This window comes from Heyndrickxia acidiproducens DSM 23148, from assembly GCF_000374345.1.
In the GTDB taxonomy this organism is placed as follows: Bacteria; Bacillota; Bacilli; order Bacillales; family Bacillaceae_C; genus Weizmannia; species Weizmannia acidiproducens.
This window is the reverse complement of the sequence record NZ_KB893977.1, coordinates 117,985-144,146: the sequence shown is the minus strand read 5'-3', so window position 1 is coordinate 144,146 and position 26,162 is coordinate 117,985. Positions and strand designations below refer to the sequence as shown.

General features: G+C 46.8%; 25 protein-coding genes. 21 read left to right on the top strand and 4 right to left on the bottom strand.

The features are described 5' to 3' along the window. Positions 1-81 precede the first annotated feature (81 nt). The 12 genes from nusB to C232_RS0101700 all read left to right on the top strand — a co-directional run bounded on the left by nusB (position 82) and on the right by C232_RS0101700 (position 12,546). Positions 82-474 (top strand): transcription antitermination factor NusB, encoded by a 393-nt coding sequence (gene nusB / locus C232_RS0101755; RefSeq protein WP_026314432.1) that lies wholly within the window; start codon positions 82-84, stop codon positions 472-474. Between the two features lie 21 nt (positions 475-495). Continuing rightward, positions 496-1,365 carry a bifunctional methylenetetrahydrofolate dehydrogenase/methenyltetrahydrofolate cyclohydrolase FolD gene (folD, locus tag C232_RS0101750; RefSeq protein ID WP_018660625.1) on the top strand — a complete coding sequence of 290 codons (870 nt, stop codon included), beginning with the start codon at positions 496-498 and terminating at the stop codon, positions 1,363-1,365. An 84-nt stretch (positions 1,366-1,449) separates the two neighbouring features. After that, on the top strand, positions 1,450-2,814 hold the full coding sequence (gene xseA, locus C232_RS0101745) for an exodeoxyribonuclease VII large subunit (protein ID WP_018660623.1): 1,365 nt from the start codon (positions 1,450-1,452) through the stop codon (positions 2,812-2,814). Continuing rightward, positions 2,799-3,026 carry an exodeoxyribonuclease VII small subunit gene (locus C232_RS0101740; protein ID WP_018660620.1) on the top strand — a complete coding sequence of 76 codons (228 nt, stop codon included), beginning with the start codon at positions 2,799-2,801 and terminating at the stop codon, positions 3,024-3,026. The genes xseA and C232_RS0101740 overlap by 16 nt, the downstream gene beginning before the upstream one ends. A gap of 2 nt (positions 3,027-3,028) precedes the next feature. Then, positions 3,029-3,898 carry a polyprenyl synthetase family protein gene (locus C232_RS0101735; RefSeq protein WP_018660618.1) on the top strand — a complete coding sequence of 290 codons (870 nt, stop codon included), beginning with the start codon at positions 3,029-3,031 and terminating at the stop codon, positions 3,896-3,898. Between the two features lie 225 nt (positions 3,899-4,123). Beyond that, complete coding sequence (gene dxs, locus C232_RS0101730; RefSeq protein WP_018660616.1) at positions 4,124-6,019, top strand: 1-deoxy-D-xylulose-5-phosphate synthase; 1,896 nt, start codon at positions 4,124-4,126, stop codon at positions 6,017-6,019. A 6-nt stretch (positions 6,020-6,025) separates the two neighbouring features. Further along, positions 6,026-6,859, top strand: coding sequence for a TlyA family RNA methyltransferase (locus C232_RS0101725; RefSeq protein WP_018660614.1), 834 nt, complete (start codon positions 6,026-6,028; stop codon positions 6,857-6,859). A gap of 167 nt (positions 6,860-7,026) precedes the next feature. Next, on the top strand, positions 7,027-7,476 hold the full coding sequence (gene ahrC / locus C232_RS0101720; protein WP_018660612.1) for a transcriptional regulator AhrC/ArgR: 450 nt from the start codon (positions 7,027-7,029) through the stop codon (positions 7,474-7,476). Positions 7,477-7,492: 16 nt separating this feature from the next. Then, the gene (recN, locus tag C232_RS0101715) at positions 7,493-9,196 is read left to right on the top strand and encodes a DNA repair protein RecN (protein ID WP_018660610.1); all 1,704 of its coding nucleotides are present in this window, start codon (positions 7,493-7,495) and stop codon (positions 9,194-9,196) included. A gap of 202 nt (positions 9,197-9,398) precedes the next feature. Next, positions 9,399-10,679 (top strand): SpoIVB peptidase, encoded by a 1,281-nt coding sequence (gene spoIVB / locus C232_RS0101710; protein WP_018660609.1) that lies wholly within the window; start codon positions 9,399-9,401, stop codon positions 10,677-10,679. A gap of 137 nt (positions 10,680-10,816) precedes the next feature. Beyond that, positions 10,817-11,605, top strand: a complete 789-nt coding sequence (gene spo0A, locus C232_RS0101705) for a sporulation transcription factor Spo0A (RefSeq protein WP_018660607.1) — start codon at positions 10,817-10,819, stop codon at positions 11,603-11,605. Positions 11,606-11,811: 206 nt separating this feature from the next. Beyond that, complete coding sequence (locus C232_RS0101700; protein ID WP_026314431.1) at positions 11,812-12,546, top strand: glycerophosphodiester phosphodiesterase; 735 nt, start codon at positions 11,812-11,814, stop codon at positions 12,544-12,546. 34 nt (positions 12,547-12,580) lie between these two features. Here C232_RS0101700 and C232_RS0101695 read toward each other — a convergent pair whose 3' ends face one another. Beyond that, on the bottom strand, positions 12,581-12,814 hold the full coding sequence (locus C232_RS0101695) for a DUF2627 domain-containing protein (protein WP_018660603.1): 234 nt from the start codon (positions 12,812-12,814) through the stop codon (positions 12,581-12,583). A gap of 757 nt (positions 12,815-13,571) precedes the next feature. Here C232_RS0101695 and lpdA point away from each other — a divergent pair. The 6 genes from lpdA (at position 13,572) to C232_RS0101640 (ending at position 20,542) form a co-directional block, all read left to right on the top strand. Next, positions 13,572-14,996: a dihydrolipoyl dehydrogenase gene (gene lpdA, locus C232_RS0101680; RefSeq protein ID WP_018660597.1), complete on the top strand. Its 1,425-nt coding sequence runs from the start codon at positions 13,572-13,574 to the stop codon at positions 14,994-14,996. 24 nt (positions 14,997-15,020) lie between these two features. Next, on the top strand, positions 15,021-16,016 hold the full coding sequence (locus tag C232_RS0101675) for a thiamine pyrophosphate-dependent dehydrogenase E1 component subunit alpha (protein WP_018660595.1): 996 nt from the start codon (positions 15,021-15,023) through the stop codon (positions 16,014-16,016). A 13-nt stretch (positions 16,017-16,029) separates the two neighbouring features. After that, a complete protein-coding gene (locus tag C232_RS0101670; protein WP_018660593.1) occupies positions 16,030-17,013 on the top strand; it encodes an alpha-ketoacid dehydrogenase subunit beta in 984 nt (327 codons plus the stop codon). A 50-nt stretch (positions 17,014-17,063) separates the two neighbouring features. Then, the gene (locus C232_RS0101665) at positions 17,064-18,344 is read left to right on the top strand and encodes a dihydrolipoamide acetyltransferase family protein (RefSeq protein WP_018660591.1); all 1,281 of its coding nucleotides are present in this window, start codon (positions 17,064-17,066) and stop codon (positions 18,342-18,344) included. Between the two features lie 392 nt (positions 18,345-18,736). Further along, a complete protein-coding gene (pfkB, locus tag C232_RS0101650; protein WP_018660585.1) occupies positions 18,737-19,648 on the top strand; it encodes a 1-phosphofructokinase in 912 nt (303 codons plus the stop codon). A 381-nt stretch (positions 19,649-20,029) separates the two neighbouring features. Next, entirely contained in the window at positions 20,030-20,542 is a 513-nt protein-coding gene (locus C232_RS0101640) for a L,D-transpeptidase (protein WP_018660583.1), read from the top strand. Between the two features lie 46 nt (positions 20,543-20,588). Here C232_RS0101640 and prli42 read toward each other — a convergent pair whose 3' ends face one another. Continuing rightward, positions 20,589-20,681: a stressosome-associated protein Prli42 gene (gene prli42 / locus C232_RS19715; protein ID WP_018660582.1), complete on the bottom strand. Its 93-nt coding sequence runs from the start codon at positions 20,679-20,681 to the stop codon at positions 20,589-20,591. A gap of 188 nt (positions 20,682-20,869) precedes the next feature. Here prli42 and C232_RS0101630 point away from each other — a divergent pair, with 188 nt between their 5' ends. The 3 genes from C232_RS0101630 to C232_RS0101620 all read left to right on the top strand — a co-directional run bounded on the left by C232_RS0101630 (position 20,870) and on the right by C232_RS0101620 (position 23,815). Then, positions 20,870-21,994, top strand: a complete 1,125-nt coding sequence (locus C232_RS0101630) for a tripeptidase T (protein WP_018660580.1) — start codon at positions 20,870-20,872, stop codon at positions 21,992-21,994. Positions 21,995-22,063: 69 nt separating this feature from the next. Beyond that, positions 22,064-22,555 (top strand): chemotaxis protein CheW, encoded by a 492-nt coding sequence (locus C232_RS0101625; RefSeq protein WP_018660578.1) that lies wholly within the window; start codon positions 22,064-22,066, stop codon positions 22,553-22,555. 42 nt (positions 22,556-22,597) lie between these two features. After that, the gene (locus C232_RS0101620) at positions 22,598-23,815 is read left to right on the top strand and encodes a DNA polymerase IV (protein WP_018660576.1); all 1,218 of its coding nucleotides are present in this window, start codon (positions 22,598-22,600) and stop codon (positions 23,813-23,815) included. On the opposite strand, the gene C232_RS0101615 is transcribed toward C232_RS0101620, so the two are convergent. Together C232_RS0101615 and zwf are read right to left on the bottom strand one after the other, a co-directional pair. Next, positions 23,812-24,249 (bottom strand): YueI family protein, encoded by a 438-nt coding sequence (locus tag C232_RS0101615; protein ID WP_018660574.1) that lies wholly within the window; start codon positions 24,247-24,249, stop codon positions 23,812-23,814. The genes C232_RS0101620 and C232_RS0101615 overlap by 4 nt on opposite strands. Before the next feature lie 309 nt (positions 24,250-24,558). Beyond that, positions 24,559-26,058 carry a glucose-6-phosphate dehydrogenase gene (gene zwf, locus C232_RS0101610; protein WP_018660572.1) on the bottom strand — a complete coding sequence of 500 codons (1,500 nt, stop codon included), beginning with the start codon at positions 26,056-26,058 and terminating at the stop codon, positions 24,559-24,561. Positions 26,059-26,162: the final 104 nt, after the last annotated feature.

Here is a 26,162-nt window from a genome sequence, read left to right as displayed (position 1 = left end):
GGCCCTTTTTTTGCGGCCGCCTTTCTGTTAAAATAAAGTTACGTGTGAATTTGATGACATTAAAGGAGTTATACCATCATGATGAAAAGAAGAACCGCCCGCGAAAAAGCGCTTCAGGCATTATTCCAAATCGATATAAACGAAGCCGTTCCGGGTGAAGCCATTGCCAATGTGCTGAACGGCCAGGAGAACGATGCATATTTGGCCATGCTTGTAGAGGGCACAGTTGAACATATGCAAGAAATTGATGATATGATCAGCCGCCATCTGGAGAAATGGTCTATGGACAGGCTCGCCAAAGTGGATTTGAATATTATGCGGCTGGGGACATTTGAATTGATGTATGAAGAGGATGTACCCGCCAATGTAGCGATCAACGAAGCGCTCGAAATTTCGAAGCGGTTTGCTGATGAACGTTCCGCCAAATTTATTAATGGCGTGTTAAATCATATTAAAAATACGATAAATTCATAAAGAATTCAGGGGGATGGTAGAATGGCAGCAGAACGGATAGACGGAAAACAATTGGCCGCCCGGATGCGGGAAGAGATGAAGGCCGAAGTGGAAAGCTTAAAAAAACAGGGTGTAATGCCGGGTTTGGCCGTTATTTTAGTCGGGGATGACCAGGCTTCACGTACATATGTAAGAAATAAGCAAAAAGCATGCGGCCAGCTTGGCATAAAGTCTGTTCTTATTGAACTCTCTGAAAAAGTAAGCGAACAAACTTTACTGGATCATATTCAAAGCCTGAATGAAGATCCGGATATTCACGGCATTCTTGTCCAACTGCCTTTGCCGGCGCATATCGGAGCGCAGAAGGTGATTGAGGCTATTGATCCTGCCAAAGATGTTGACGGCTTCCACCCGATTAATATTGGCAGAATGATGACCGGGCAGGATGCCTTTTTGCCATGCACGCCCCACGGCATTTTAAAAATGGTGCAGTCAAAAGGCATTGCCATTACGGGCAAGCATGTTGTCGTGATCGGGCGCAGCAATATTGTAGGGAAGCCGGCCGGACAGCTGTTTTTAAATGAAAATGCAACTGTAACGTACTGCCACTCGAAAACAGCAGATTTAAAAAGTTACACATCACAGGCAGATATTTTAATCAGTGCAGTCGGCAAAGCAAAATTTGTGAAGGCCGATTTTGTTAAGCAGGGTGCGGCAGTGATTGATGTCGGAATGAACCGGGATGAGTCCGGCAAGCTTTGTGGGGATGTTGATTTTGAAGAAGTGAAAGAAAAAGCATCTTATATTACGCCTGTCCCCGGCGGTGTCGGACCGATGACCATTACGATGCTGCTTGCAAATACGTTGAAGGCTTGCAAAAAACTAAACGCTGTTAAAGTTAGCCGTCGATAATTTGTTGTACCAGGCCAAAGAAAAAGCTGACTTCCGTAAACAGGAGGCAGCTTTTCTTCATTCGTTTGGAGGTGATGATCAGGTATGGGTACGCCGCAATATTTAACAGTCCAAACCCTAACGAAATATATCAAAAGAAAGTTTGATGCCGACCCTTACTTGCTGGATGTATATGTAAAAGGGGAAATTTCCAATTTTAAGCGCCATTCAAGCGGGCACATGTACTTTACCCTGAAAGATGAGAAAGCAAGATTGCTGGCCGTCATGTTCTCATCTGCCAACCGTTATTTGAAATTCCGCCCGGAAAATGGCATGAAAGTGTTAATCAGGGGTTCGGTTTCCGTGTACGAAGCAAGCGGCAATTACCAGCTTTATGTAAAAGGCATGCAGCCCGATGGCATCGGCGCGCTCTATCTGGCCTTTGAACAGCTGAAGCAAAAATTAGAGAAAGAAGGCCTGTTTGCAAAAGAAAAAAAACGTGCAATCCCGCCTTACCCAAAAACGGTCAGTGTTGTGACCTCTCCTACGGGTGCGGCTGTCCGCGATATTATCACAACCATCAGAAGAAGATATCCGATTGCCAAAATTATCCTGCATCCTGCCCTCGTTCAAGGGGAACAGGCGGCACCGTCAATCGTGAAAGCCATTGATCAGGCAAACCGGCTGCAACAGGCGGATGTACTGATCGTCGGAAGGGGCGGCGGTTCTATCGAGGAACTGTGGGCTTTCAATGAAGAAATGGTCGCGAGGGCAATCGCCGCATCCAGTATTCCGGTCATTTCTGCTGTCGGGCATGAGACCGATTTTACCATTGCCGATTTTGCCGCCGACCTGCGCGCCCCGACCCCGACGGCTGCTGCTGAACTGGCTGTCCCGCAATTGGAAGAAGTGATGGAAAGGCTGCTCGAGCGCAAAGCAAGACTGGTCAGGAGCATACGTGAAAAACTCCGCCACGAAAGAAATCACCTTGATTATTTGGAACGTTCACCTGTCTTAAAGAACCCCTATCGTTTGTTCCAGCAGTACATAGAGCAGGCAGACCGTCTGACGGAAAGGCTGCGGCAGGATGTGGAACGGTTTATCGCATCAACCGGGCAGAAATATCAGGATTTGGACGTCAGGCTTGTACGCAACCGCCCGGTACAGAAATTGGCCCGGGCGCAACAGGATTTTGCCGTGCTCCAAAGGGGGCTGAAGCAGCGGATGGAGGCCGTCTTGCGGGAAAAACAGCATGCATTTGCGAAAAATATTTCCGCTTTGGAGGCGCTCAGCCCGCTTAAAGTCATGAAAAGAGGTTACAGCCTCGCTTATACGAAAGACCAAACATTAATTAAACAGACAAGCCAGGTGAAACCCGGAGACAGCATCCAAGTCCGGCTGACAGATGGCGGGTTAGTATGTACAGTAGATGAGATTAAAGAGGAGGAAAGAAAATGGCTGAATCGTTGACATTTGAAGAAGCAATGGAGCAGCTCGAAGCAATTGTGCAGAAATTGGAAGAAGGAGATGTTCCGCTGGAAGAAGCGATTGACATCTATAAAAAAGGGATGGAACTGTCACAGCTGCTCCACGGTAAACTGAAAAATGTTGAAGAGCAACTGACAAAAGTGATGACAGAAGACGGGGAAGAAAAGGATTTTGAAATTCAAGAGGAGGAATAAGATTGGATGCTGCAGCGTATGATGTGAAAAGAATTGAAAGCTTATTGAACCTGCAGATTAACAGGCTGCAGGCTCCGGATATCCTAAAGGAAGCCATGAATTATTCGCTCCAGGCAGGGGGCAAAAGAATCCGCCCTCTTCTTTTATTATCAACTGTCGCTGCACTTGGAAAACCGGCTGAAAAAGGATTGCAGACAGCTTGCGCGCTTGAGATGCTTCATACTTATTCATTAATCCATGACGACCTGCCCGCAATGGATGATGATGATTTGCGGCGGGGGAAACCGACAAACCACAAAGTATTCGGGGAAGCCATGGCAATCCTTGCCGGAGACGGGCTTTTGACTTACAGTTTTCAACTGATTGCCGAAGACCCCGGCCTTGCGGATGCAACAAAAATCAAATTGATTGCGATGCTGGCAAAAGCGGCGGGACCGGAAGGCATGGTTGCGGGACAGGTTGCCGATATGGAAGGGGAGAATAAACGTTTATCCCTGGAAGAGCTCCAATATATTCACGCCAACAAAACTGGAAAACTTCTGATTTTCAGTGTTCTTGCAGGTGCGGTGATCGGCGGGGCAAAAGAAGCACAGCTTGAATGTTTCCGGAAGTTTGCAAGCCATCTCGGCCTTGCCTTTCAAATTCGGGATGATATATTAGACATCGAAGGCGATCAGGAGAAAATCGGGAAAACGGTCGGCAGCGATGAATCGCATCATAAAAGTACATACCCCTCTTTGCTGACTTTAGAAGGCGCCAAAAGGGAACTGCAGCGCCATATCAGAACTGCCAAAGAACAGCTTTTGGAAACGGGCGCTAACACAAAGCTTTTATTGGAGCTTTCGGATATGGTTGGGATGCGCGACCATTAATCCGCAGCTTTTATCGGTTTGTGTGCCGTTTGGAAAATAGGCGAAACAGCGCTTTCCCCTCCGGTCAGACAGCTCTTAAAAAGATAAAACTGTCCGCCGGTACGGCGCTTGATACCTATTCATGAATATAGGTATTTCTTGTCTATCTACCATAATCGTTTATAATAGATTTTAACGAAAAGAGGAACACATGCCGACACTTTGAATGAAAGCGAGTGATCCATATTGGATCTTGAATCAATTAAGGACCCGTCATTTTTAAAAGAATTGGACATCTCCCAGCTCAAGAAGCTGAGTCGTGAAATCCGCCGCTTTTTGATTGAAACATTATCGAAAACGGGCGGGCATATCGGGCCGAACCTGGGTGTTGTTGAATTGACGATTGCTTTGCACAAGAGCTTCGACAGCCCGAAAGATAAAATTCTTTGGGATGTCGGCCACCAGTCCTATGTCCACAAAATTTTAACCGGAAGAGCGGGACAATTTGATACGCTGCGGCAATACCAGGGCCTCTCGGGATTCCCAAAACGGAATGAAAGCAAGCATGACGTCTGGGAAACAGGGCACAGTTCGACGTCTTTATCTGCTGCAATGGGGATGGCAGTGGCGCGCGATTTAAAAGGCGAAAACTCCTATGTCATTCCGGTAATTGGCGACGGGGCGCTGACGGGCGGCATGGCGTTTGAAGCACTCAACCATATCGGCCATGAAAAACGCGATATTATCGTGGTATTAAACGACAACGAAATGTCAATTGCGCCTAATGTCGGCGCGCTACATCAGGTGCTTGGCAAACTGCGGACAGCAAGCAAGTACCAGCGTGCTAAAGATGAGCTGGAACTGCTGTTGAAAAAAATTCCTGCAGTCGGCGGCAAGCTGGCGGCAACAGCTGAACGGCTGAAAGACACCTTAAAGTATTTGCTGGTTTCCGGTATTTTCTTTGAGGAACTGGGCTTTACTTACCTTGGGCCGGTTGACGGGCATAATTATGAAGCACTGCTTGAAAATATCCAGTATGCGAAAAAAACAAAGGGCCCGATCCTTTTGCATGTCATTACAAAAAAAGGCAAAGGGTACCAACCTGCCGAAAATGATACAAGAGGGGTCTGGCATGGCACAGGACAGTATAAGATTGAAACCGGCGACTTTATTAAACCGGTCAATGCGCCGCCGGCCTGGAGCAAACTGGTGAGTGATACCGTGCTGCGCCTCGCAAAAGAAGACCCGCGGATTGTCACAATTACTCCGGCAATGACTGTCGGATCCAAGCTGGAAAGGTTCCAGGAAGAATTGCCGAACCGCGTTTATGATGTCGGCATCGCGGAACAGCATGCGGCTACATTTGCGGCCGGATTAGCCACACAGGGCATGAAACCTTTTCTGGCCGTTTACTCGACTTTTTTACAGCGGGCATACGACCAGGTCGTCCATGATATCTGCAGGCAAAATCTAAATGTGTTTTTCGGAATTGACAGGGCCGGTCTTGTCGGCGCGGACGGGGAAACACACCAGGGCGTATTTGACATTGCCTTTTTGCGGAGTCTGCCGAATATGGTATTGATGATGCCAAAAGACGAAAATGAAGGCCAGCATATGGTGCATACCGCGCTTCAATACAATGACGGCCCGATTGCGATGCGGTTTCCGCGCGGCAATGGGCTCGGTGTTGCGCTCGATGAAGATTTAAAAGAAATTCCAATCGGTACATGGGAAGTGTTGACGGAAGGATCGGATGCTTGTATTCTTACTTTCGGTACGACAATCCCGATGGCTTTGGAAGCTGCTGCATATTTGAAGCGGCAGGGGATCACTGTAAAAGTGATCAATGCACGCTTTATTAAACCAATGGATGAAGCGGTGCTGCTGTCGATATTCAACACCGGCATGCCGGTTGTGACAGTTGAAGAGGCTGTTTTGCAGGGCGGATTCGGCAGCGCCGTTTTGGAATTTGCCCATGAACACGGATTTCACCAGCAGGTCATCAACCGGATCGGGGTTCCGGACCGTTTTATCGAACATGGCAGCGTAAAAGAACTATGGAAAGAAATTGGATTGACGGCTGAACATATTATTCAGGAAATCCAAAATGTATTGCCAAAAAATCATAAAAAAAGGGCTTAAACATCCATGAAAAAAGAACGGATAGATGTTCTTCTTGTAGAACGCGGACTAATGGAAACAAGAGAAAAAGCAAAACGGGCGGTAATGGCGGGCCTGGTTTATTCGAATGAGAACCGTCTCGATAAACCGGGCGAAAAAATCCCTGCCGATTCGCCGCTTACAGTGAAAGGAAACCCGCTGCCATATGTATCGCGCGGCGGCTTAAAACTGGAAAAAGCATTGAAAGTGTTTGATCTCAATGTGAGAGATAAAATATTGCTGGACATCGGGGCATCGACAGGCGGATTTACAGACTGCGCCCTGCAAAATGGCGCAAAGTTGTCGTATGCTTTGGATGTCGGTTATAACCAGCTTGCATGGAAACTGCGCCAGGATGAGCGCGTCGTTGTCATGGAAAGGACGAACTTCAGGTACGTTAAGCCTGAAGATTTTCACAAAGGCACTCCGGAGTTTGCCTCCATTGATGTTTCTTTTATCTCCTTATCGCTCATTTTGCCGGTTTTAAGGAATCTGCTTGTCCCGGATAGCGATGTTGTGGCATTAATCAAACCGCAGTTTGAAGCGGGCAGGGAACAGGTAGGCAAAAAAGGGATCGTAAGAGATAAAAAGGTGCACCGCGAAGTGATTGACAAGATCATCAGCCTCGCTTTGCGCGAAAATTTCGCGGTGGAGAACCTTTCATTTTCGCCAATTACCGGTGGTGAAGGCAATATTGAATTTCTAATCCACCTGAAATGGCCGGCTTCTGAGGCGGAAAGGGGCCAAAACCATCTTCAGACCAGCGTCAAAACGATCGTCGAGGAAGCCCATGCGGCACTAAAAAAACCGAATAAGGGCTGATCGATAATAATTCTGATGAAAAAGAACCTATTGGACGGCCAGTAGGTTCTTTTCATTGCCAAACGGCTGCTTTCATGTACAATTCCGCAAAAATACGCTAATATACATGTAGATGCATAAATACAATCGCTTTTGAAGCAAAAAACAGCACTCCTTGAGGTGATGATATGAATAAAGGGCAGCGCTTAATTAAAATCCGGGAAATGATTACAAATTTCGATATTGAAACCCAGGACGAGCTCGTGGATCATTTGCGTAATGCCGGTTTCAATGTAACACAGGCGACGATATCCAGGGATATTAAAGAACTTCATCTTGTGAAAGTGCCTTTAAATAACGGCAGATATAAATACAGCCTGCCTGCGGATCAGCGTTTTAATCCGACGCAGAAATTAAAACGGGCTTTAACCGATGCATTTGTCAGTATTGATACAGCAGGCCATTTGATTGTCATGAAAACACTGCCGGGAAATGCCCATGCGGTCGGCGCCCTGATCGACATTTTGGATTGGGAAGAAATTATCGGAACACTTTGCGGGGATGATACTTGTTTAATCATCTGCAAAGAGCTGGAACAATCCGACAGTGTTGCGCAAAGATTTTTGGACATGCTTTAGAAATTGAGGTGATATTTTGCTCCAGGAATTATCGATCAAAAATTTTGCCATTATCGACCAGCTGTCACTTTCTTTTGAAAATGGCTTAACTGTCCTGACCGGGGAGACGGGTGCGGGTAAGTCGATTATTATTGATGCCATCCAGCTTTTGACAGGTGGCAGAGGTTCATCGGAATATGTCCGCCATGGTGAGGCGCGGGCGGAAATTGAAGGATTATTTCTGATTGGCGAGGGCCATCCCTGCATGGAGCGGGCGCGGGAATTCGGTATTGAAGTTGAAGAGGGCATGGTCGTTTTGCGCCGTGATATTTCAAAGACGGGGAAAAGCATCTGCCGCATCAATGGCAAGCTTGTTACGATCTCGATTTTACGCGAAATTGGTGCGACCTTAATTGACATCCACAGCCAGCATGAAACACAGGAATTGTTAAATGAAGCGTTTCACCTGCCGCTTCTTGATCAGTACGGGCAGGAAGAAATTGAAGCAGCGCTGGCTAATTACCGCGACGTTTATAAACAATACGAAACAGCATCCAGCCGCTTAAAAAGAATGAATGAAAATGACCAGCAGCTTGCACACCGACTCGACCTCATTCAATTTCAATCCCATGAAATCCAGCAAGCGGAACTCAAACTTGGTGAAGATGAAGAACTTATTGAAGAAAAAAGGAAATTGACGAATTTTGAACGCTTATTTGAATCTCTGCATACGAGCTACGAAGCGCTGCAGGGCGAACAACACGGGCTCGACTGGATCGGGCTTGTGATGGGCCAGCTCGAAACAGCTGCTGAAGCGGATGCATCGCTCGCTCCTTTGCTTGAATCGGTACAAGGCTGCTATTATACACTGGAAGATGCAGCACATTCCATCCGCGACCAGCTGGATACCCTTGAATTTAATCCGGAACGCTTAAATCAAATTGAGGACCGCCTTGATGAGATTAACCAGCTAAAGCGGAAATACGGAAACACAATCGGGGAGATCCTGGAATACAGCGCAAAAATTGAAGAAGAAATCGAATCGATTACAAACCGTGACCAGCATATGGACAAGCTGCAAAAAGAACTGAAAATGGTGGAACGGGATTTGTATTTGGAAGCGAAACAGCTGAGCGATTTGCGGAAAAAATGGGCAGACCGCCTTACAAAAAACATCCATGCAGAATTAAAACAGCTTTACATGGACAAAACAAAGTTTGAAGTCCGTTTTCACGCCTCAGCGGACAGCTTTTTTGAGCAGGAGGAGATTCCGTTTCGAAACGACGGGCTTGACCATGTTGAGTTTTATATTTCGACGAATCCGGGCGAACCCTTAAAACCACTGGCAAAAACAGCTTCCGGCGGGGAACTGTCACGCGTCATGCTTGCTTTAAAAACGATTTTCTCAAAACACCAGGGCATTACCTCGATTATCTTTGATGAGGTTGATACCGGTGTAAGCGGGCGGGTTGCCCAGGCGATTGCGGAAAAAATTTACCGCATTTCCGTCCATTCCCAGGTACTTTGCATTACCCATTTGCCGCAAGTTGCCGCGATGGCGGACACCCATCTTTTCATCATGAAAGAAATGCAGAAGGGGCGGACACGGACAAAAGTAAAAGTTTTAAACCAGGAGGAGAAGATAAAAGAAATCGGCCGGATGATTTCCGGTGTCGAAATGACGGACTTGACAAGGCAGCACGCAAAAGAACTGCTTGAACTCGCAGAAATGATCAAATAAATAAGGCCCGGGTATATCCTGCGGGCTTTTTTTTTGCGTGAAAATAAAGCAGGTAAAAATAACACAACTATCCATTTTGAACAGGTTTTTTTCCGCCCCGGCTTGTTATATTTATCGCGCTTCAGGGCTAAATTAAAATCATAGCCAAAAAAAATAAAGGCTAAACCAAAAGGGTGGACTGGAAGCGAGGAGAGTGGAATGTTTGAACTTTGATTACGTAAGAAAGCTGATTGGCGGTTTTCTCCTTGTTTCACTTGTGCTAATAGGGTTTTCACAACCTTTTCAACAATATCTTCACTTTCCAAACCAAATTCGATTAATGGAAGGCCAGAAAATCGAATTTCAAAAATCTGCCAATGTATCTGCAGCTGTCGCGACAAAAGGGCATAATGCAGCGATTCAATATGATCAACAAACGGTGTCCATAAAAGGAAAGTCTCCAGGTAAAGATGATATGTATCTTGAACTGGCGGGCGTACCGATTAAGAAAGTGGACGTGCATGTTTTAAAAAATGTCAGGATGATTCCGGGCGGGCAGTCGATCGGTGTAAAACTAAATACGGTCGGCGTTCTCGTTGTCGGCCATCATCTTGTTAATTCGGAAAAAGGCAAGTTATCCCCCGGCGAGCAAGCAGGGATTCAGGTCGGGGATATGATCATCAAAATGGATGGCAAAAAAATTGAAAATATGTCAGATGTGGCACCGGTTGTCCAGCAGGCGGGGGAAAGCGGCAAAGCTTTAAAAGTGATGGTGAAAAGGGAGCAGCAAACCATCCAAACAACATTGCAGCCGCTGAAAGACAAAGCGGAACAAGACTATAAACTTGGTTTGTATATCCGCGATTCGGCCGCTGGAATCGGGACCATGACATTTGTCGACCCGAAAACAGGAAAATATGGAGCACTCGGCCATGTCATTTCCGATATGGATACAAAAAAGCCGATTGTTGTGGAAAACGGGCGGATTGTCAATTCCACAGTTACGTCCATTGAAAAAGGGAAAAACGGCAGCCCGGGTGAAAAATTGGCCCGTTTTTCCGACAACAGCCGAATCGGCAATATTACCAAAAACAGCCCATTTGGGATTTTTGGGAAATTGGACGGGCAAGCGGGAAACAGCAAATTTGGAAAACCGATGCCGATTGCATTATCTGACCAGGTCAAGCCGGGGCCGGCCAAGATTTTAACAGTGGTGGACGGGAAAAAAGTGGAGGCTTATGATATTAAAATTGTCAGTACCATCCCGCAGAAATTTCCGGCCACAAAAGGGATGGTCATTAAAATAACCGATCCCGCGCTTCTGAAAAAAACCGGGGGCATTGTCCAGGGCATGAGCGGAAGCCCGATCATCCAGAATGGCCGTCTCATCGGCGCTGTCACGCATGTATTTGTCAATGATCCCACCTCAGGATACGGTGTCCATATCGAATGGATGCTGGACGAAGCCGGCATCAAAAGCACGCAGACCTCTTTGCCGCAATAAGCAGCAGGGGTCTGCCCCTTTTTTTAGGCACGCCTTTAGGAAAAGAAAATAAAATTCTAAAAAAGGCAGGATATTTGCTGTGATTGTCGAAACCTAAGTATAGAGATACGGCATTTTTTCTGAGGAGGACACAGGCAGTGAAAAAAATTAGAGTTTTTATTGTAGATGATAATCGCGAACTTGTACGTTTACTGGAAGATTATATTTCTTCACAGGAGGATTTGGAGATCGCGGGTATGGCCCATAACGGAACGGAATGCCTTGACAAGCTGAAGGAGGCTGCACCCGATGTATTATTATTAGATATTATTATGCCGCATTTGGACGGTCTCGGCGTATTGGAAAGGCTGAAAGAATCCAACTACTCTCCAATGCCGAACGTGATTATGCTGACTGCTTTCGGCCAGGAAGATGTGACAAAAAAAGCGGTCGAACTGGGTGCATCCTATTTTGTATTAAAACCGTTTGATATGGAGATGCTGGTCTCCAATATCCGCCAGGTCAGCGGCAAAACCGGCTCAGTGATTAAATCTTCATCAAATTTCGTACGCCCGCAGGTTGAATCCAAACCGAAAAATTTAGATGCAAGCATCACCAGTATTATCCACGAAATTGGTGTTCCTGCCCATATTAAAGGCTATATGTACTTAAGAGAAGCAATTTCCATGGTTTACAATGATATTGAATTGCTGGGCTCCATCACAAAAGTACTCTATCCCGAAATTGCCAAGAAGTACAATACTACTGCCAGCCGTGTAGAACGTGCGATCCGGCATGCGATTGAGGTTGCCTGGAGCAGAGGCAACATCGAATCCATTTCAACCTTATTCGGCTACACCGTTTCCATGACAAAAGCAAAACCAACAAATTCAGAGTTCATCGCCATGGTGGCTGATAAACTCCGGCTTGAACATATGGCGTCTTGAAAGGGTTAGGCCCTTTGTTAGACCCGGGATAAACGTGTATATGAATTGAATGATACGGGAGGCATCTTTTTCGCGAATAAAGTAAAAGATGCTTTTTATTTGATGTTGTGCTAAATCGGCTGCCGCCTTTTCCGGTAAAACGGTAGAAAAAACGAGGAACAAACGAGTATAATGGGTACATGAAAAGAAAAAAGGTTGTGACACTCATGACATCTATATTTGCGCACCGCGGTTCAGCGGGAACACACCCTGAAAACACAATGGCAGCTTACCGGGAAGCGGAACGGGCCGGCGCCGACGGGATCGAAATTGATATCCAGCTATCTAAAGACGGGCAGCTGGTTGTCATACATGATGAAACCGTCGACCGGACGACAAACGGCAAAGGTTTTGTTAAGGATTTTACTTTAAACCAATTGAAAAAACTGGAGATCAAAGATCCGGGGCACATTGCCGGGCATCCGCTTCATATACCGGCACTTGAAGAAGTATTTGACTGGCTGAAATCCAACCAGCTTTTATGCAATATTGAATTAAAAACGGCCAAAATTGCTTATCCGTCGATTGAGGAAAAAGTGGTGTCATTAATCAAAGCGTATCATTTGGAAAAGCGTATCATTTTTTCCTCTTTTAATCATTATTCCATTATCCAGTGCTACCGGCTGGCACCCGAAATTGAGATTGCCCCGCTGTATTCTGAGGTGCTGTTCATGCCTTGGGTGTATGCAAAATCGATCCGTGCAAAAGGCATCCACCCGCATCTGCGCACCACCAATGACCAGATTATCCAAATGGCGATTACAAACGGGATTGCCGTCCGCCCCTATACGGTGAATAAAGAAAAAGATATGAGAAGACTGTTTCGGATTAACTGTACTGCATTGATTACTGACTATCCGGGGCTGGCAGCAGAGATTCGGGGCAGCTTTAAATCACTTTAAAAAAGGAAAGCATCAGGCGTGATCCGCCTGGTGCTTACTTTATAAATCGTTTTTGCACTTTGTGATGTTTGCGGTCGCGGTGGAGGATAAAACCCCCGATAAACGCGATCCCCCCTGCACAAAAAGCAATGCCGGCCAAAAACTGCATCCAGAGGAACGGAAATGGCTGCTGCAGAATACCAAAAAGCATATCCCTTAATAATTTAATACCGGCTGCAGCCATCATCACCGGCGCAACCAGGATGGCGAGCGCAATCAGACGTCTCAATCCCGGACCCCCTTCCCATTTGTATTATTATACTATTTGCAAAAAAACCGGGCAATGCTTCCTTTCTGAATGAAAGCCCTTTCATATATCTTTGGCTGCAGGCATAATCTGTATTAGAAAGCTGGAAATTGAAATAAAAGCAATTTTACAAGGGGGAAATGGCAAGCCCATATCTTGTAATAAATGTTCCAAAATTGACAAATCCAGAAGAAGTGACGGCGCGTTTCGGGAAAAAACACTATCATTAAGACACTGGCCGCCAAGATGGCCGGTTGGCATAAACACTTAGAAATTTGTATGATAAACTGGAAAAATGCCGGCATGTAAAACTCAATGCAATTATTTGCATATTTGTGCAAAAAGTAGCAAACTGATAATCGTAAGTATTTGGAAATTCCGGTCCGGTTTTTTTTACGGTGCCAGGCGCACCCTGCCTCATTTTCGGCCGCTTTTCCAGGGGATTGAACGGCCGCTGCATGACAGGGGAGGATACTGGTACAACAGGATATGGACAGCATGAAAAAAGTTAAACGGATTTACCAGAATGTTGTGAAGACCATTTCTAAACGCATCAGAATCCGGCACATAGGCAGCAGACCGGATGGCTGAAGCCAGAATCCGTAAAATTCCCAATCAAGGTTCCGGTTTTTGGCAGACCCGAAACACAAAAAATCGGCAATCACAATCATACTAGGAAACAATGGCGTTTGTTCATGGGTTATGAGAACGTCCAATGGCGATCAGGAGGTTTTTTATTTTGGCAAAAGAATATGATGCTGTTATTCTTGGCGGCGGAACAGGCGGATATGTTGCCGCCATCCGGGCTTCACAGCTCGGATTAAAGACAGCAATTGTGGAAAAAGACAAATTGGGCGGAACTTGCCTGCATAAGGGCTGTATTCCAAGCAAAGCGCTGCTGAGAAGTGCAGAGGTATACAAGACGATACAAAACGGCGCTGAATTCGGCATCCGCGTTTCCGGCGCCGAACTGGATTTTGCACGCATCCAGGCGCGAAAAACGGCGATTGTCGGCCAGCTGTACAGGGGTGTCCGGCAGCTGATGAAAAAAGGTAAAATCGATGTGTATGAAGGCACTGGCAGAATTCTCGGCCCATCGATATTTTCTCCGCTGCCCGGAACGGTTTCGGTTGAAATGAACAAGGGTGAAGAAAACGAAATGTTGATCCCGAAAAACCTGATCATTGCAACAGGCTCGCGGCCGCGTACGTTGCCGGGGCTTGAAGTGGATGGCAAATATGTGCTGGCCTCTGACCAGGCCTTATCACTCACAGAACTTCCCGCTTCGATTCTGATTGTCGGCGGCGGCGCGATTGGGGTTGAGTGGGCATCGATGCTGTCCGATTTCGGAGTGGATGTTGCCATTTGCGAGTTTGCGGACCGGCTTGTGCCGGGGGAAGACCGCGACATGTCAAAAGAGATTGCCCGGCTTTTAAAGAAAAAAGGCGTCGACATCCAAACGGGGGCAAAAATAAAACCTGAAACCCTTCAAAAACAGGCGGGCAGCGTGACGGTTCAAGCCGAAGTAAAAGGCGAAACAAAAGCCTTCATGGCAGAGAAAATTTTAGTATCTGTCGGCCGGATTGCCAACACGGAAAATATCGGCCTTGAAAATACCGATATCCAAATTGAAAACGGCGTAATTCAAGTCAACGCCAACTATCAGACGAAAGAATCACATATTTATGCAATCGGGGATGTGATTGGCGGTTTGCAGCTTGCACATGCGGCATCACGCGAAGGAATCATTGCCGTTGAACATATCGCCGGGAATAAACCCGATCCGCTTGATCCCGGCCTGGTGCCGAAATGTATTTATACAAGCCCGGAAATGGCCAGTGTCGGATTAAGTGAAGACGCGGCGAAAGAAAAAGGGTACAATGTTAAAGTTGGCAGATTTTCTTTCAAAGCAATTGGAAAAGCGCTTGTCCACGGAGAGTCGGACGGCTTCGTCAAAATCGTAGCAGATAAGGAAACAAATGACCTGTTAGGTGTACATATTATCGGTCCGCATGCTACAGATATGATTTCAGAAGCCGGTTTGGCCCGTGTATTGGATGCAACGCCATGGGAAATGGCATTAAACATTCATCCGCATCCGACATTAAGCGAAGCGATCGGGGAAGCCGCGCTTGCGGTTGACGGCCTTGCCATCCATTCTTAATGCAATGATGAAGGAGGAATTTTTATGACTGAAAATCGGCATAAAAGCTTGGGTCTTAGTGACCAGGACGTCTTAAATATGTACGAAACAATGCTTTTGGCGCGAAAAATAGATGAACGGATGTGGCTTTTAAACCGGTCCGGGAAAATTCCGTTTGTGATTTCCTGCCAGGGACAGGAAGCCGCCCAGGTCGGCGCTGCCTTTGCATTAGATAAGGAGAAAGACTATGTATTGCCCTATTACCGGGACCTTGGTATTGTTCTTGCGTTTGGCATGACGGCAAAGGATCTGATGCTTTCAGGATTTGCCAAAGCAGAAGATCCAAGTTCAGGCGGCCGGCAAATGCCGGGGCATTTTGGGCAGAAGAAAAACAGGATTGTAACACAGTCTTCCCCGGTAACGACCCAGGTACCGCATGCAGTCGGGATTGCGCTAGCAGGCAAAATAGAGAAAAAAGATCTCGTTACATTTGTGACGTTTGGGGAAGGCTCATCCAACCAGGGTGATTTTCATGAGGGGGCGAATTTTGCCGCCGTCCAAAAACTCCCGGTCATCTTTATGTGCGAAAATAACCAGTATGCGATCTCTGTACCGGCTGACAGGCAACTGGGCAATCCGCGCGTTTCCGACCGGGCTTGCGGTTATGGCATGCCGGGCGTGACTGTGGACGGGAATGACCTGCTCGCCGTTTATCAAGTGGTAAAAGAAGCTGCAGACCGGGCAAGGCGCGGCGAAGGGCCGTCACTCATTGAAACGGTTGTTTACCGGTTTACGCCGCACTCTTCCGATGACGATGACAGCACATACCGCACCCCGGAAGAAGTAAAACAGGCAAAAACGAAAGACCCGGTTACCATGTTCGCCACTTATTTAAGGGAGACCGGGCTTTTGAATGACGACTTGGAGAAAGAAATGGAAAGCCGCATCATGGAGACGGTAAATGAAGCGACGGACTATGCCGAAAAAGCGCCTTATGCAGCGCCTGAAGATGCTTTGCGCTTTGTATACAGCAGGGAGTAAGGAGGAAACATGTATGGCTGTAATTTCATATATCGAAGCAGTAACAAAAGCGATGCACGAAGAAATGGAAAGGGACAGTAAAGTGTTTGTCATGGGGGAAGATGTCGGGAAAAAAGGCGGGGTATTTAAAGCAACTGCCGGACTGTACGATCAATTTGGTGCAGAAAGGGTGATTGATACGCCGCTTGCCGAGTCTGCTATTGTCGGCGTCGGTGTCGGCGCCGCAATGTATGGGTTGCGCCCGATTGCGGAAATCCAGTTTGCCGATTTTATCCTGCCTGCAGTCAACCAGATTATTTCCGAAGCGGCAAAAATCCGCTATCGTTCAAATAATGACTGGCATTGTCCGATGGTAATCCGCGCACCATACGGCGGCGGGGTTCACGGAGCACTGTACCACTCGCAATCGATCGAAGCAGTGTTTGCGAGCCAGCCGGGTTTGAAGATCGTGATGCCATCCACCCCTTATGATGTGAAAGGATTATTGAAAGCATCCATCCGTGATGAAGATCCTGTCCTCTTTTTTGAACATAAACGGGCCTACCGAATGATTAAAGGGGAAGTACCGGATGACGATTATGTCTTGCCAATCGGAAAGGCTGAAGTAAAAAGAGACGGCAGCGATATTACGGTCATTACATATGGCCTGTGCGTCCATTTTGCCCTCCAGGCAGCCGAAAAACTCGCGCATGACGGCATTGAAGCGCATGTGCTTGACCTGCGCACCGTTTATCCGCTTGACCGCGAAGCCATCGTCGAAGCGGCTTCAAAAACAGGGAAAGTACTTCTCGTGACAGAAGATAATAAAGAAGGCAGCATTATCAGCGAGGCGGCCGCAATTATTGCGGAAAACTGCCTGTTCGATCTGGATGCGCCGATTATGCGCCTGGCGGGGGAAGATATTCCTGCGATGCCGTTTGCCCCGACCATGGAAAAGTTCTTTATGATGAATCCTGAAAAGATTGAAAGAGCGATGCGGGAATTGGCTGAGTTCTAGTTTTAAGATCAGGGCTGCTGAATACGGATTGTTGGTAAGGAGGATTTGAATTGGCTATTAAGAAAATGACGATGCCCCAATTAGGGGAAAGCGTAACGGAAGGCACGATCAGCAAATGGCTTGTTGCGCCGGGCGACTTTGTTCATAAATATGACCCGGTTGCAGAAGTGATGACTGATAAAGTCAATGCGGAAGTGCCCTCTTCCTATACGGGAAAAATTATTGAATTAATCGCATCAGAAGACGACACACTGGAAGTCGGCGAAGTGATCTGTACGATTCAGGTGGAAGGTGCGGAAAGCGAAACACAGGCCCGGCCGGAAAATCCGGATCTTAAAACGCAACCCGGGGGAAACGGGCAGCAGGAGCAGGACAAAAGCAAAAACGGTAAAGTCCGCTATTCACCTGCCGTGCTGAAACTGTCGCAGGAGCATGGCATTGACCTCAGTAAAATCAGCGGGACAGGGAAGGAAGGCCGGATTACGCGCAAAGATATTTTGAAACTTGTGGAAGCAGGCAAAACAGCGCCTGAACCGGCTGCCGGCGAAACAAAACAGGCCGCTCCTGAAACCATTGTGCCGCCGAAACAGGAAGCTGTCCCTGCACCTGTGGAGATTCATCCGGCAGACGGTGACCGAATGATTCCGGTTAGCGGTGTACGTAAAGCAATTGCGAATAATATGCTCCGCAGCAAGCATGAAATCCCGCATGCCTGGATGATGATGGAAGTGGACGTGACAAATCTGGTCCAATACCGTGATGCCCTGAAAGCTGATTTTAAACAACGGGAAGGTTTTAATTTAACCTACTTTGCCTTTTTTGTGAAGGCTATATCGCAGGCACTGAAAGAATTTCCGCAGATTAACTCAACATGGGCGGGCGATCAAATCATTGAGAAACATGAGGTTAACATTTCGATTGCGGTTGCAGCAGAGGATGCGCTGTTTGTCCCGGTTATCAAACGGGCGGATGAAAAATCGATCAAAGGCATTGCGCGTGACATTACAGATTTGGCGCAAAAAGCACGAACAGGCGCACTCAAGCAGGGTGATATGAAGGGTGGAACTTTCACCGTGAACAACACGGGTTCATTTGGTTCTGTCCAGTCGATGGGGATCATCAATTATCCGCAGGCTGCAATTTTGCAGGTCGAGTCAATCGTTAAGCGCCCCGTGGTGATGAACAATGGCATGATTGCCGTCCGTGATATGGTTAATTTGTGTATGTCACTTGACCACCGGATTTTAGACGGGCTGATTTGCGGCCGCTTCTTAAAACGCGTGAAAGAAATTTTAGAAGCCATCAGCCCGGAAACAACGCCCATCTATTAATAAGTAAAAGGTGTTGCTGATCAGCCCCCGCCATGCTCCGGCGGGGGTTTTTAACGGCCGCAGATTTGCCTGGTGCATCTCAGATCATGAAAATTATGGCAAAAACAGCAAAAATGAATCATGATTAATCGAATATGACCGTTTTTGAATGAAAGTCGTTGATTTTTGCTGTTTTTGAATGTAAAATAGCCACAGTAAGGAATGAATGCAGTTTCAAAAGCGGAAAGGGATAAACCGGGATGCAAAAAACGGCTGTTATGTCTGTCTGAAATGATTCAATCTTTCATTCCGGGGAATAATACGATTGTTATGATTATGATCGGAACACCGTCTTCCGGCTATTGGATAAGTTTTGGCATTCTGAAATAAAAGTAGCAAAGGTTGTGTGAAAAATGATCTATACTGTCACGTTAAACCCGTCTGTCGATTACATCGTACAAGTGGATTCATTTGAACTGGGGGGATTAAACCGTTCTAAAATGGATACAAAATTTCCCGGCGGCAAAGGCATCAATGTTTCCCGTGTGTTGAAAAGGCTCGGCGTTGATTCCGCTGCACTCGGTTTTATCGGGGGCTTCACCGGCGGTTATATTGAACAATACCTGAAAGAGGAAGGCATCAAAACAGACTTCATCCAAGTTTCAGAAGATACAAGAATTAATATCAAATTAAAATCCGGTGTGGAAACAGAAATTAACGGAAAAGGCCCGAAGATTTCAGGTCAGGAATTTGATCAGCTCCTTGCACAGATTGACCGTCTTACTGCTGATGACATGATTTTGTTTTCGGGAAGCATTCCAAGTTCACTGCCTTCCACGGTTTATGTTGATCTGATCAAAAGATGCCAGGAGAAAAAGATTAAAGTGATTGCCGACGTTTCCGGTGAATCGCTTAACCATGTCATCAAAGCCGGTCCGTTTTTAATCAAGCCAAACCACCATGAAATTGGCGAGATTTTCGGCGTAAAAGTGGAGACACCTGAAGAAGCGCGCCAATATGGTTCGAGGCTTCTGGACATGGGCGTCCAAAATGTGATCATTTCGATGGCGGAAAAAGGTGCGCTCTTTCTTAACAAAGATGTTTCTTATTATGCAACTGCGCCAAAAGGTACGGTAAAAAATTCAGCGGGTGCCGGTGATTCCGTTGTTGCCGGGTTTATCAGCCAGATTTCGAAGGGTAAATCTTACGAAGCAGCATTCCCAATGGGGGTGGCCTGCGGAAGCGCAACCGCATTCTCAGTGGAATTGTGCACAAAAGAAGAAGTGGAAGCACTGCTGCCGCAAGTAAAAGTAGAAAAATTGTAAGAAGAATGGACGCGGACAAAATGGCAAAAAAATTCCGGGCAAACATCATGCCCGGTTTTTTGCACATAAAAAAGTGGATAGCGCAACATCCGCTATCCAAAGCATCTAGGGAGTTTAGGGGTATGGATCTAGATGTAGGATTAGTATACCCGCTTTATGAAGAAATAAACCGCCCACCATAAAATGATAGATGAAAATACCTTAAAGCTAAACGTATGAATGCAAAAACAAAGCGGAATATTTGCAATAATCTGTGATGAAGTATAGTCCGGGCGTTCACATTTTTTTGAGAGCCTGATTTTCCATTTTAAAAGGGGGTCAGGTTTTTGGTATGAAAACCACATTTTCCAAGCAAACTAAGGAAAATGTGGAAATTGGGTGATGGCCTTGCAACTGTTTTTAGCTTTGCTTTTGGCAGTCGGACTGACGTTTACGCCAGCGGATGCACGGAATACAGCTGGCAACCCGTATATTATCGTAAACAAAGCAACGAACCGGCTGGCCTGGATTCGTTACGGGAAAATCGTAATGGAGACGCCGGTAGCAACCGGCAGGACGGATGATTTGACACCTGAAGGGCTGTTTACGGTTACGGTCAAAGCAAAAAACCCGTATTACCGGAAGAAAAATATCCCCGGCGGCGACCCAAGGAATCCGCTCGGGTCGAGGTGGATCGGGTTTAATGCGCGCGGGACAGACGGGAGAATTTACGGGCTTCACGGCACAAATCAACCGTCATCAATCGGCCGTTATATCTCAAACGGCTGCATCCGGCTTCCAAAACAAGCACTTGAGCGGCTGTATGAGGAAGTGCCGGTCGGAGCAAAAGTTTACATTACCCGCTCGCCAAAATCCATGATTCAGCTTGCAAAAGAAAAAGGCGCGATAAAATAAGGAAGAATGGGCCCGCCATTCCTCCTTTTATTTTGTGGTATGATGTTTAAAACAGCATGGACAGGCCCGACAGAATCGTGGTGGCCAGCATGGCAAAAAGCATTAAATAAACAACAATTTTTTGGGTTCTTTTAGACAAGCCTTTTTCACCCCTCGTTTCTCATCATTACACTTATTCTAGCTTGTTCAAGCTCTGTCGGCAAGCAAAATTGTGGGGAAGCTTCTCCCCCCTTATCCAACAACTTTTCTGCAAGGGAGAAAAATTGTCGCACGCATAAATTAGCGATATACTGATAAAGTCAATACATAATGTTGGAGGTTTTTTCCATGGTTAATGAAGAACGTTTATTAAAAGAGTTTTTTGAATTGGTCCAAACGGATTCCGAAACCGGCCACGAAGAGAAAATCGGCAGGCTGTTAAAACAAAAATTTGAAAGCCTGGGTGCAGAAGTATTCGAGGATGATACAAAAGGGCAGACAGGCCACGGCTCAGGCAACCTGATCTGCACATTAAAAGGGAATGTTCCGGAAGCTGCACCGATTTACTTTACTTCACATATGGATACCGTTGTGCCTGGAAAAGGGATAAAGCCTTCGATTAAAGACGGATGGATCGTCTCTGATGGCACCACGATTTTAGGTTCGGATGACAAAGCCGGCCTATCCGCCCTGTTCGAAATGATCCGTGTCCTGAAAGAAGACAATATTCCGCACGGGGATATCCAGTTTGTGATTACAGTCGGGGAAGAATCCGGCCTGGTTGGCGCAAAAGCACTGGATTCATCTTTATTAAAAGCAAAGTACGGCTTTGCGCTTGACAGTGACGGTGCTGTCGGGACGATTGTGGTTGCTGCGCCGACACAGGCAAAAGTCAAAGCAACGATCCTCGGAAAAACGGCCCATGCCGGTGTCGCGCCGGAAAAAGGCGTCTCTGCCATCACCATTGCCGCCAAAGCCATTTCAAAAATGCCGCTTGGCCGCATTGACAAAGAAACAACGGCAAATATCGGCCGCTTCGAAGGGGGCCAGGCCACAAATATTGTGTGCGACCGCGTCGATATCCTCGCTGAAGCCCGTTCGCTTGTACCGGAAAAAATGCAGGCACAAGTGGCGAAAATGAAGGAAGCATTCGAAACAGCCGCACAGGAAATGGGCGGAAAAGCGGAAGTTGAAGTGAAAGTCATGTATCCGGGCTTTAAATTCCAGGACGGTGACCAGGTTGTAGAAGTGGCCAAAAAAGCAGCTGCAAAAATCGGACGTGAAAGCAAGCTCGAGCAAAGCGGCGGCGGCAGTGATGCCAATGTCATTGCCGGATTCAATATTCCAACTGTAAACCTTGGGACAGGATATGAAGAAATCCATACAACAAACGAACGCATTCCGGTCAAAGAATTGATCAAACTCACTGAAATGGCGATTGCAATTGTGGAAGTTGCCGCTTCCGAAAAATAAGGACTTAAGGCAGAAAACGGAAGGCTAAAACTGCTTTTGGCCTTCCAATAGGGAAAGGAACGTAAATGGATGGAGATACAGGATAAATATATGATCTTCAAAGTGCGGGATGAGGAATACGGCATCAGCATCCGGTCTGTCAGTTCAATTGAAAAGGCAGAAAAAATGAACCCCATTCCAAAATTGCCTGATTTTGTAAGAGGCGTCGTCAAGGTCAGGGATGAGCTGGTGCCGGTCATTGATATAGAAGCCGTCTTTTATCAAACCCAATTAGAATTGGCAGACAGTGCCCGCCTGATTGTGCTGCAAACCCCGGCGCTTTTTGTAGGCCTGCTTGTAAAAGAAGCCAATGATATTTTAGAAATCCGGGACGGGGCAAAGAAACAGGTCGGTTTAATCGGTTATGAACGCACAAAGTATTTTTCAAGTGTTGCGAATTTGGACGGCCGTTTGATCACGCTTGTTGATCCTGATATACTTATAGCTTCATTGGAAGGGATAAAAGACATCATTGCCTATATAAATGGCGAGAGAACGAAGCGTACAGCGCTGGGGTCGTAAAAGGCATACGTAATGAACAAAAACCGGGGTTGGTGAGGAGCCATGAAAGAATATTATCCAAAAAACGGCCGTGTGATTCTTCATGTGGATATGAACAGTTTTTTTGCTTCCGTTGAAATTGCGGAAAATCCCGAACTGAAAGGGAAACCGGTTGCCATTGCCGGGAACCCGAAAGAACGCAAAGGGATTATTGTGACATGCAGTTACGAAGCGAGAAAATACGGGGTAAAAACGACGATGACGGTTTGGGAGGCGAAAAAGCGCTGTCCGGAGCTGTTGATCATCCCACCCCATTTTGACCGCTATAAACGGGCATCAAACGCAATGTTTTCCATTTTGCGCACCTATACGCCGCTGGTCGAACCGGTCTCGATTGATGAAGGATATCTTGATATTACAAGCCGGCATGAACTGGGAAGCCCTTTGGAGATTGCCGGATCAATTCAGCAGCAAATATACGCTGAACTGGGCCTGCCTTCAAGTATCGGCATCGCCCCTGGAAAATTTCTCGCAAAAATGGCCTCAGATATGAAAAAACCGATGGGGATTACCGTGCTCCGGAAACGGGATGTGCCTTCTGTATTATGGCCGATGCAACTGATTGACATGCATGGGGTTGGAAAGAAAACCGCGGAAAAGCTGGCGAAAGCAGGCCTGTATACAATCGGGGATCTGGCGCATGCGGATCGTTTCCTGCTGAAACAGCTGCTTGGGAAACGGGGGCCTGTACTAAAAGAACGTGCCAACGGGGTGGATGCGCGGGCAGTGGACCCTGATGCTGTTCATATTGTAAAAAGTATCGGGCGCTCACTGACACTGCCGCAGGATCTGGATGATGAACATCAGATTGATGCCGTGCTGAAAAAACTTGCCGATGAAACGGCTGCCAGGCTCCACTACAAAGGATATGCGGCGGCCAATATCAGTCTTGTGATCCGCTACCGGGACAGAAAAACGGTTACAAGGAGTAAAAAATGCATGCAGCCCATTTATACCGGGCAGCAGCTGTTTGAATGCGCGCGAGCCTTGTTTATCCGCCACTGGAATGGTAATCCGGTCCGCCTGCTTGGGATAACCGGATCAGATTTGGCGGCACGGCAGGCAGCCGGTGAACAGCTGAGCTTGTTTTCGTACGAAGATGCCGCAAAAAAAGAGCCGCTGTATCAAACGATCGAGCAGCTCCGTGAGAAATTTGGAAGGGATATTATTCAAACGGGGAGAAAAGCGTCCCGTTCCTCTTTCAATAAGCGCCGCCCCTAATCTTTCAAAAATTGAAAGAAAGAAGATAAGCCCTTCTTTTTTGTTTTCTGGGGGGCTGGTTTTTGTTTTGTAATATAGATTTCTTTTTGGTCAATGGCATGGTCGTACGCCAGAACAAGCCCGATATCTGTTGTGATGCCTTTTTTTTCAACAATGGAGAAGGGGAGGTCGTTTTTGTGGGCAGCCTTGATATATTTGGATAGGTAGCTGTATTCCAGTGCCCCGTTTAATAACAGTTTGGCGTCTTTGTGCCGGCTGAAAAGATCGATGACTTCCGGATAGACCTCCGCTTCTTTCACCTGGTCGGTTGTCAGGGCGACGACAATACGTTCCCGCAGCGTTCCTAAAAATTTCCGCCGTTCTGCCGGCAGCGTTTCTTTTTCTCCATATATGCCCTGCTTTAAGTAATCATCCACATTTTTGTCTTTGCTCATCCACGTTCACCTCACATCTGTTTAAAAAAGGAACACGCTGTCCATCACCCTGGTGGCGTGTTCCTTTTTTGTTTGTCAATGGCATATTTAAGTATAACCTTGGCGTCATCATGATAAACCTGCCGCCGATAAACAGCCGCCTCCGCTTTTCTTGATCCAGCTGCAGCTCCTATCGGCTAGCGGATTTCTACGTCTTTTCCCTGCGATAAGTCAACATCGATTCGCCTTACAGGCTCATCGTGTTTCCTATATCTCAGTCAAAGACTGCGAAATCCGTACGCCGATAAACAGTCGCCTCCGCTTTTCTTGTTAGCATGGTTTTACTTCGAGGTCTTCTACCGGCCACCAGAAGAAGCCGTCTTTTGCGAGCAGTTCGTCGGCTGCTTTTGGCCCCATTGTACCGGCCTCGTAATTTGGAAAGGCGATCTGTTTATTTTCCCACACTTTCGAAATTTTATCGACGAAGTTCCAGGAGAGGGCCACTTCATCCCAGTGTGTAAAGTTGGTGGCATCACCCATCAGGCAGTCGTGGATCAGCTTTTCATAGGCTTCCGGTGTGTTGATGCCGCTTTTGCTGCTGCTTGCAAAACTAAGCTGCACCGGAGTCGTTTCCATATGCTGGCCCGGTTTTTTGGCGTTCAAGTGAACCGTAATGCCTTCTTCCGGCTGGATATGGATGACAAGCAGATTCGGGCTTAAATCCTGCCCGGTATTGTAATATAAATTCATCGGGATATCTTTAAACTGCACGACAATCTTTGTTGTTTTCGCGGCCATCCGCTTTCCTGTCCGGATATAAAACGGAACGCCCGCCCATCTGAAATTGTCGATCAACAATTTCCCGGCAACATAGGTTTCTGTATTGGAAGCCGGATCCACATTGGTTTCTTCACGGTAACCGGCAACGCGTGCGCCGTTGATTTCCCCTGCCCCGTACTGCCCGCGCACAAAATAATCCGGCACTTCTTCTCCACCAACGGGCCGCAATGCGCGCAGCACCCTTACCTTTTCACTGCGGATTTCATTCGTGGTCAGGTTGATCGGCGGTTCCATCGCTAGGAGCGCGACCATCTGCAGCATATGGTTCTGGAACATATCGCGGAGCGCACCGCTCGTTTCGTAATAGCGCGCACGTTCTTCCACACCGAGTTTTTCACTTGATGTAATTTGGATATTGGAAATATAGCGGTTGTTCCAAAGCGGCTCAAATAAGGCGTTCGCAAAACGGATTACTTCAATATTCTGCACCATGGTTTTGCCTAAATAATGGTCGATCCGGTAAATCTGGCTTTCTGAAAAAGACTTGCGGATCTGCTTATTCAACGCTTTTGCGGATTCCAGGTTGTGCCCGAACGGTTTCTCGATCACAAGCCGTTTAAAGCCTTTTGTGTCTGTGAGCCCTTCGCTTTTTAGATGGTCGGAAATCGTGCCGAAGTATTCCGGTGCCATTGCTAAATAGAATATGCGGTTGCCTTCTAATTGATATTGGCGGTCAAGCTCATCTGCCAATTCTTTTAATTGTATGTATGATTCGGCATTTGTGACATCATGAGGCTGATAATAAAAATGGGCGGCAAACTCGTCCACATTATCGGCGTGCTTTTTCGTACTCAATACAGCGTCTTTAATATGGTCGCGGAATACCTCATGTGTCCATCCTCTTCTTGCAGTTCCGATCACGGCAAAGTTCCCGGATAACTTGCCTTTGCGGTACAAGTTATATAAGGAAGGAAACAGCTTGCGTTTCGCTAAATCACCTGTTGCGCCAAAAAGCATAATCAAAGATCTGGGTGTTTCGGTTGTTTGCATGTTTTCTACCTCTCTTTATTAATCAATCACATGATACATCAGTCAGGCATCGCGGCTGTGACTGACTATATTATACGGTTATAGTGTGGCATTCTGAACCCATT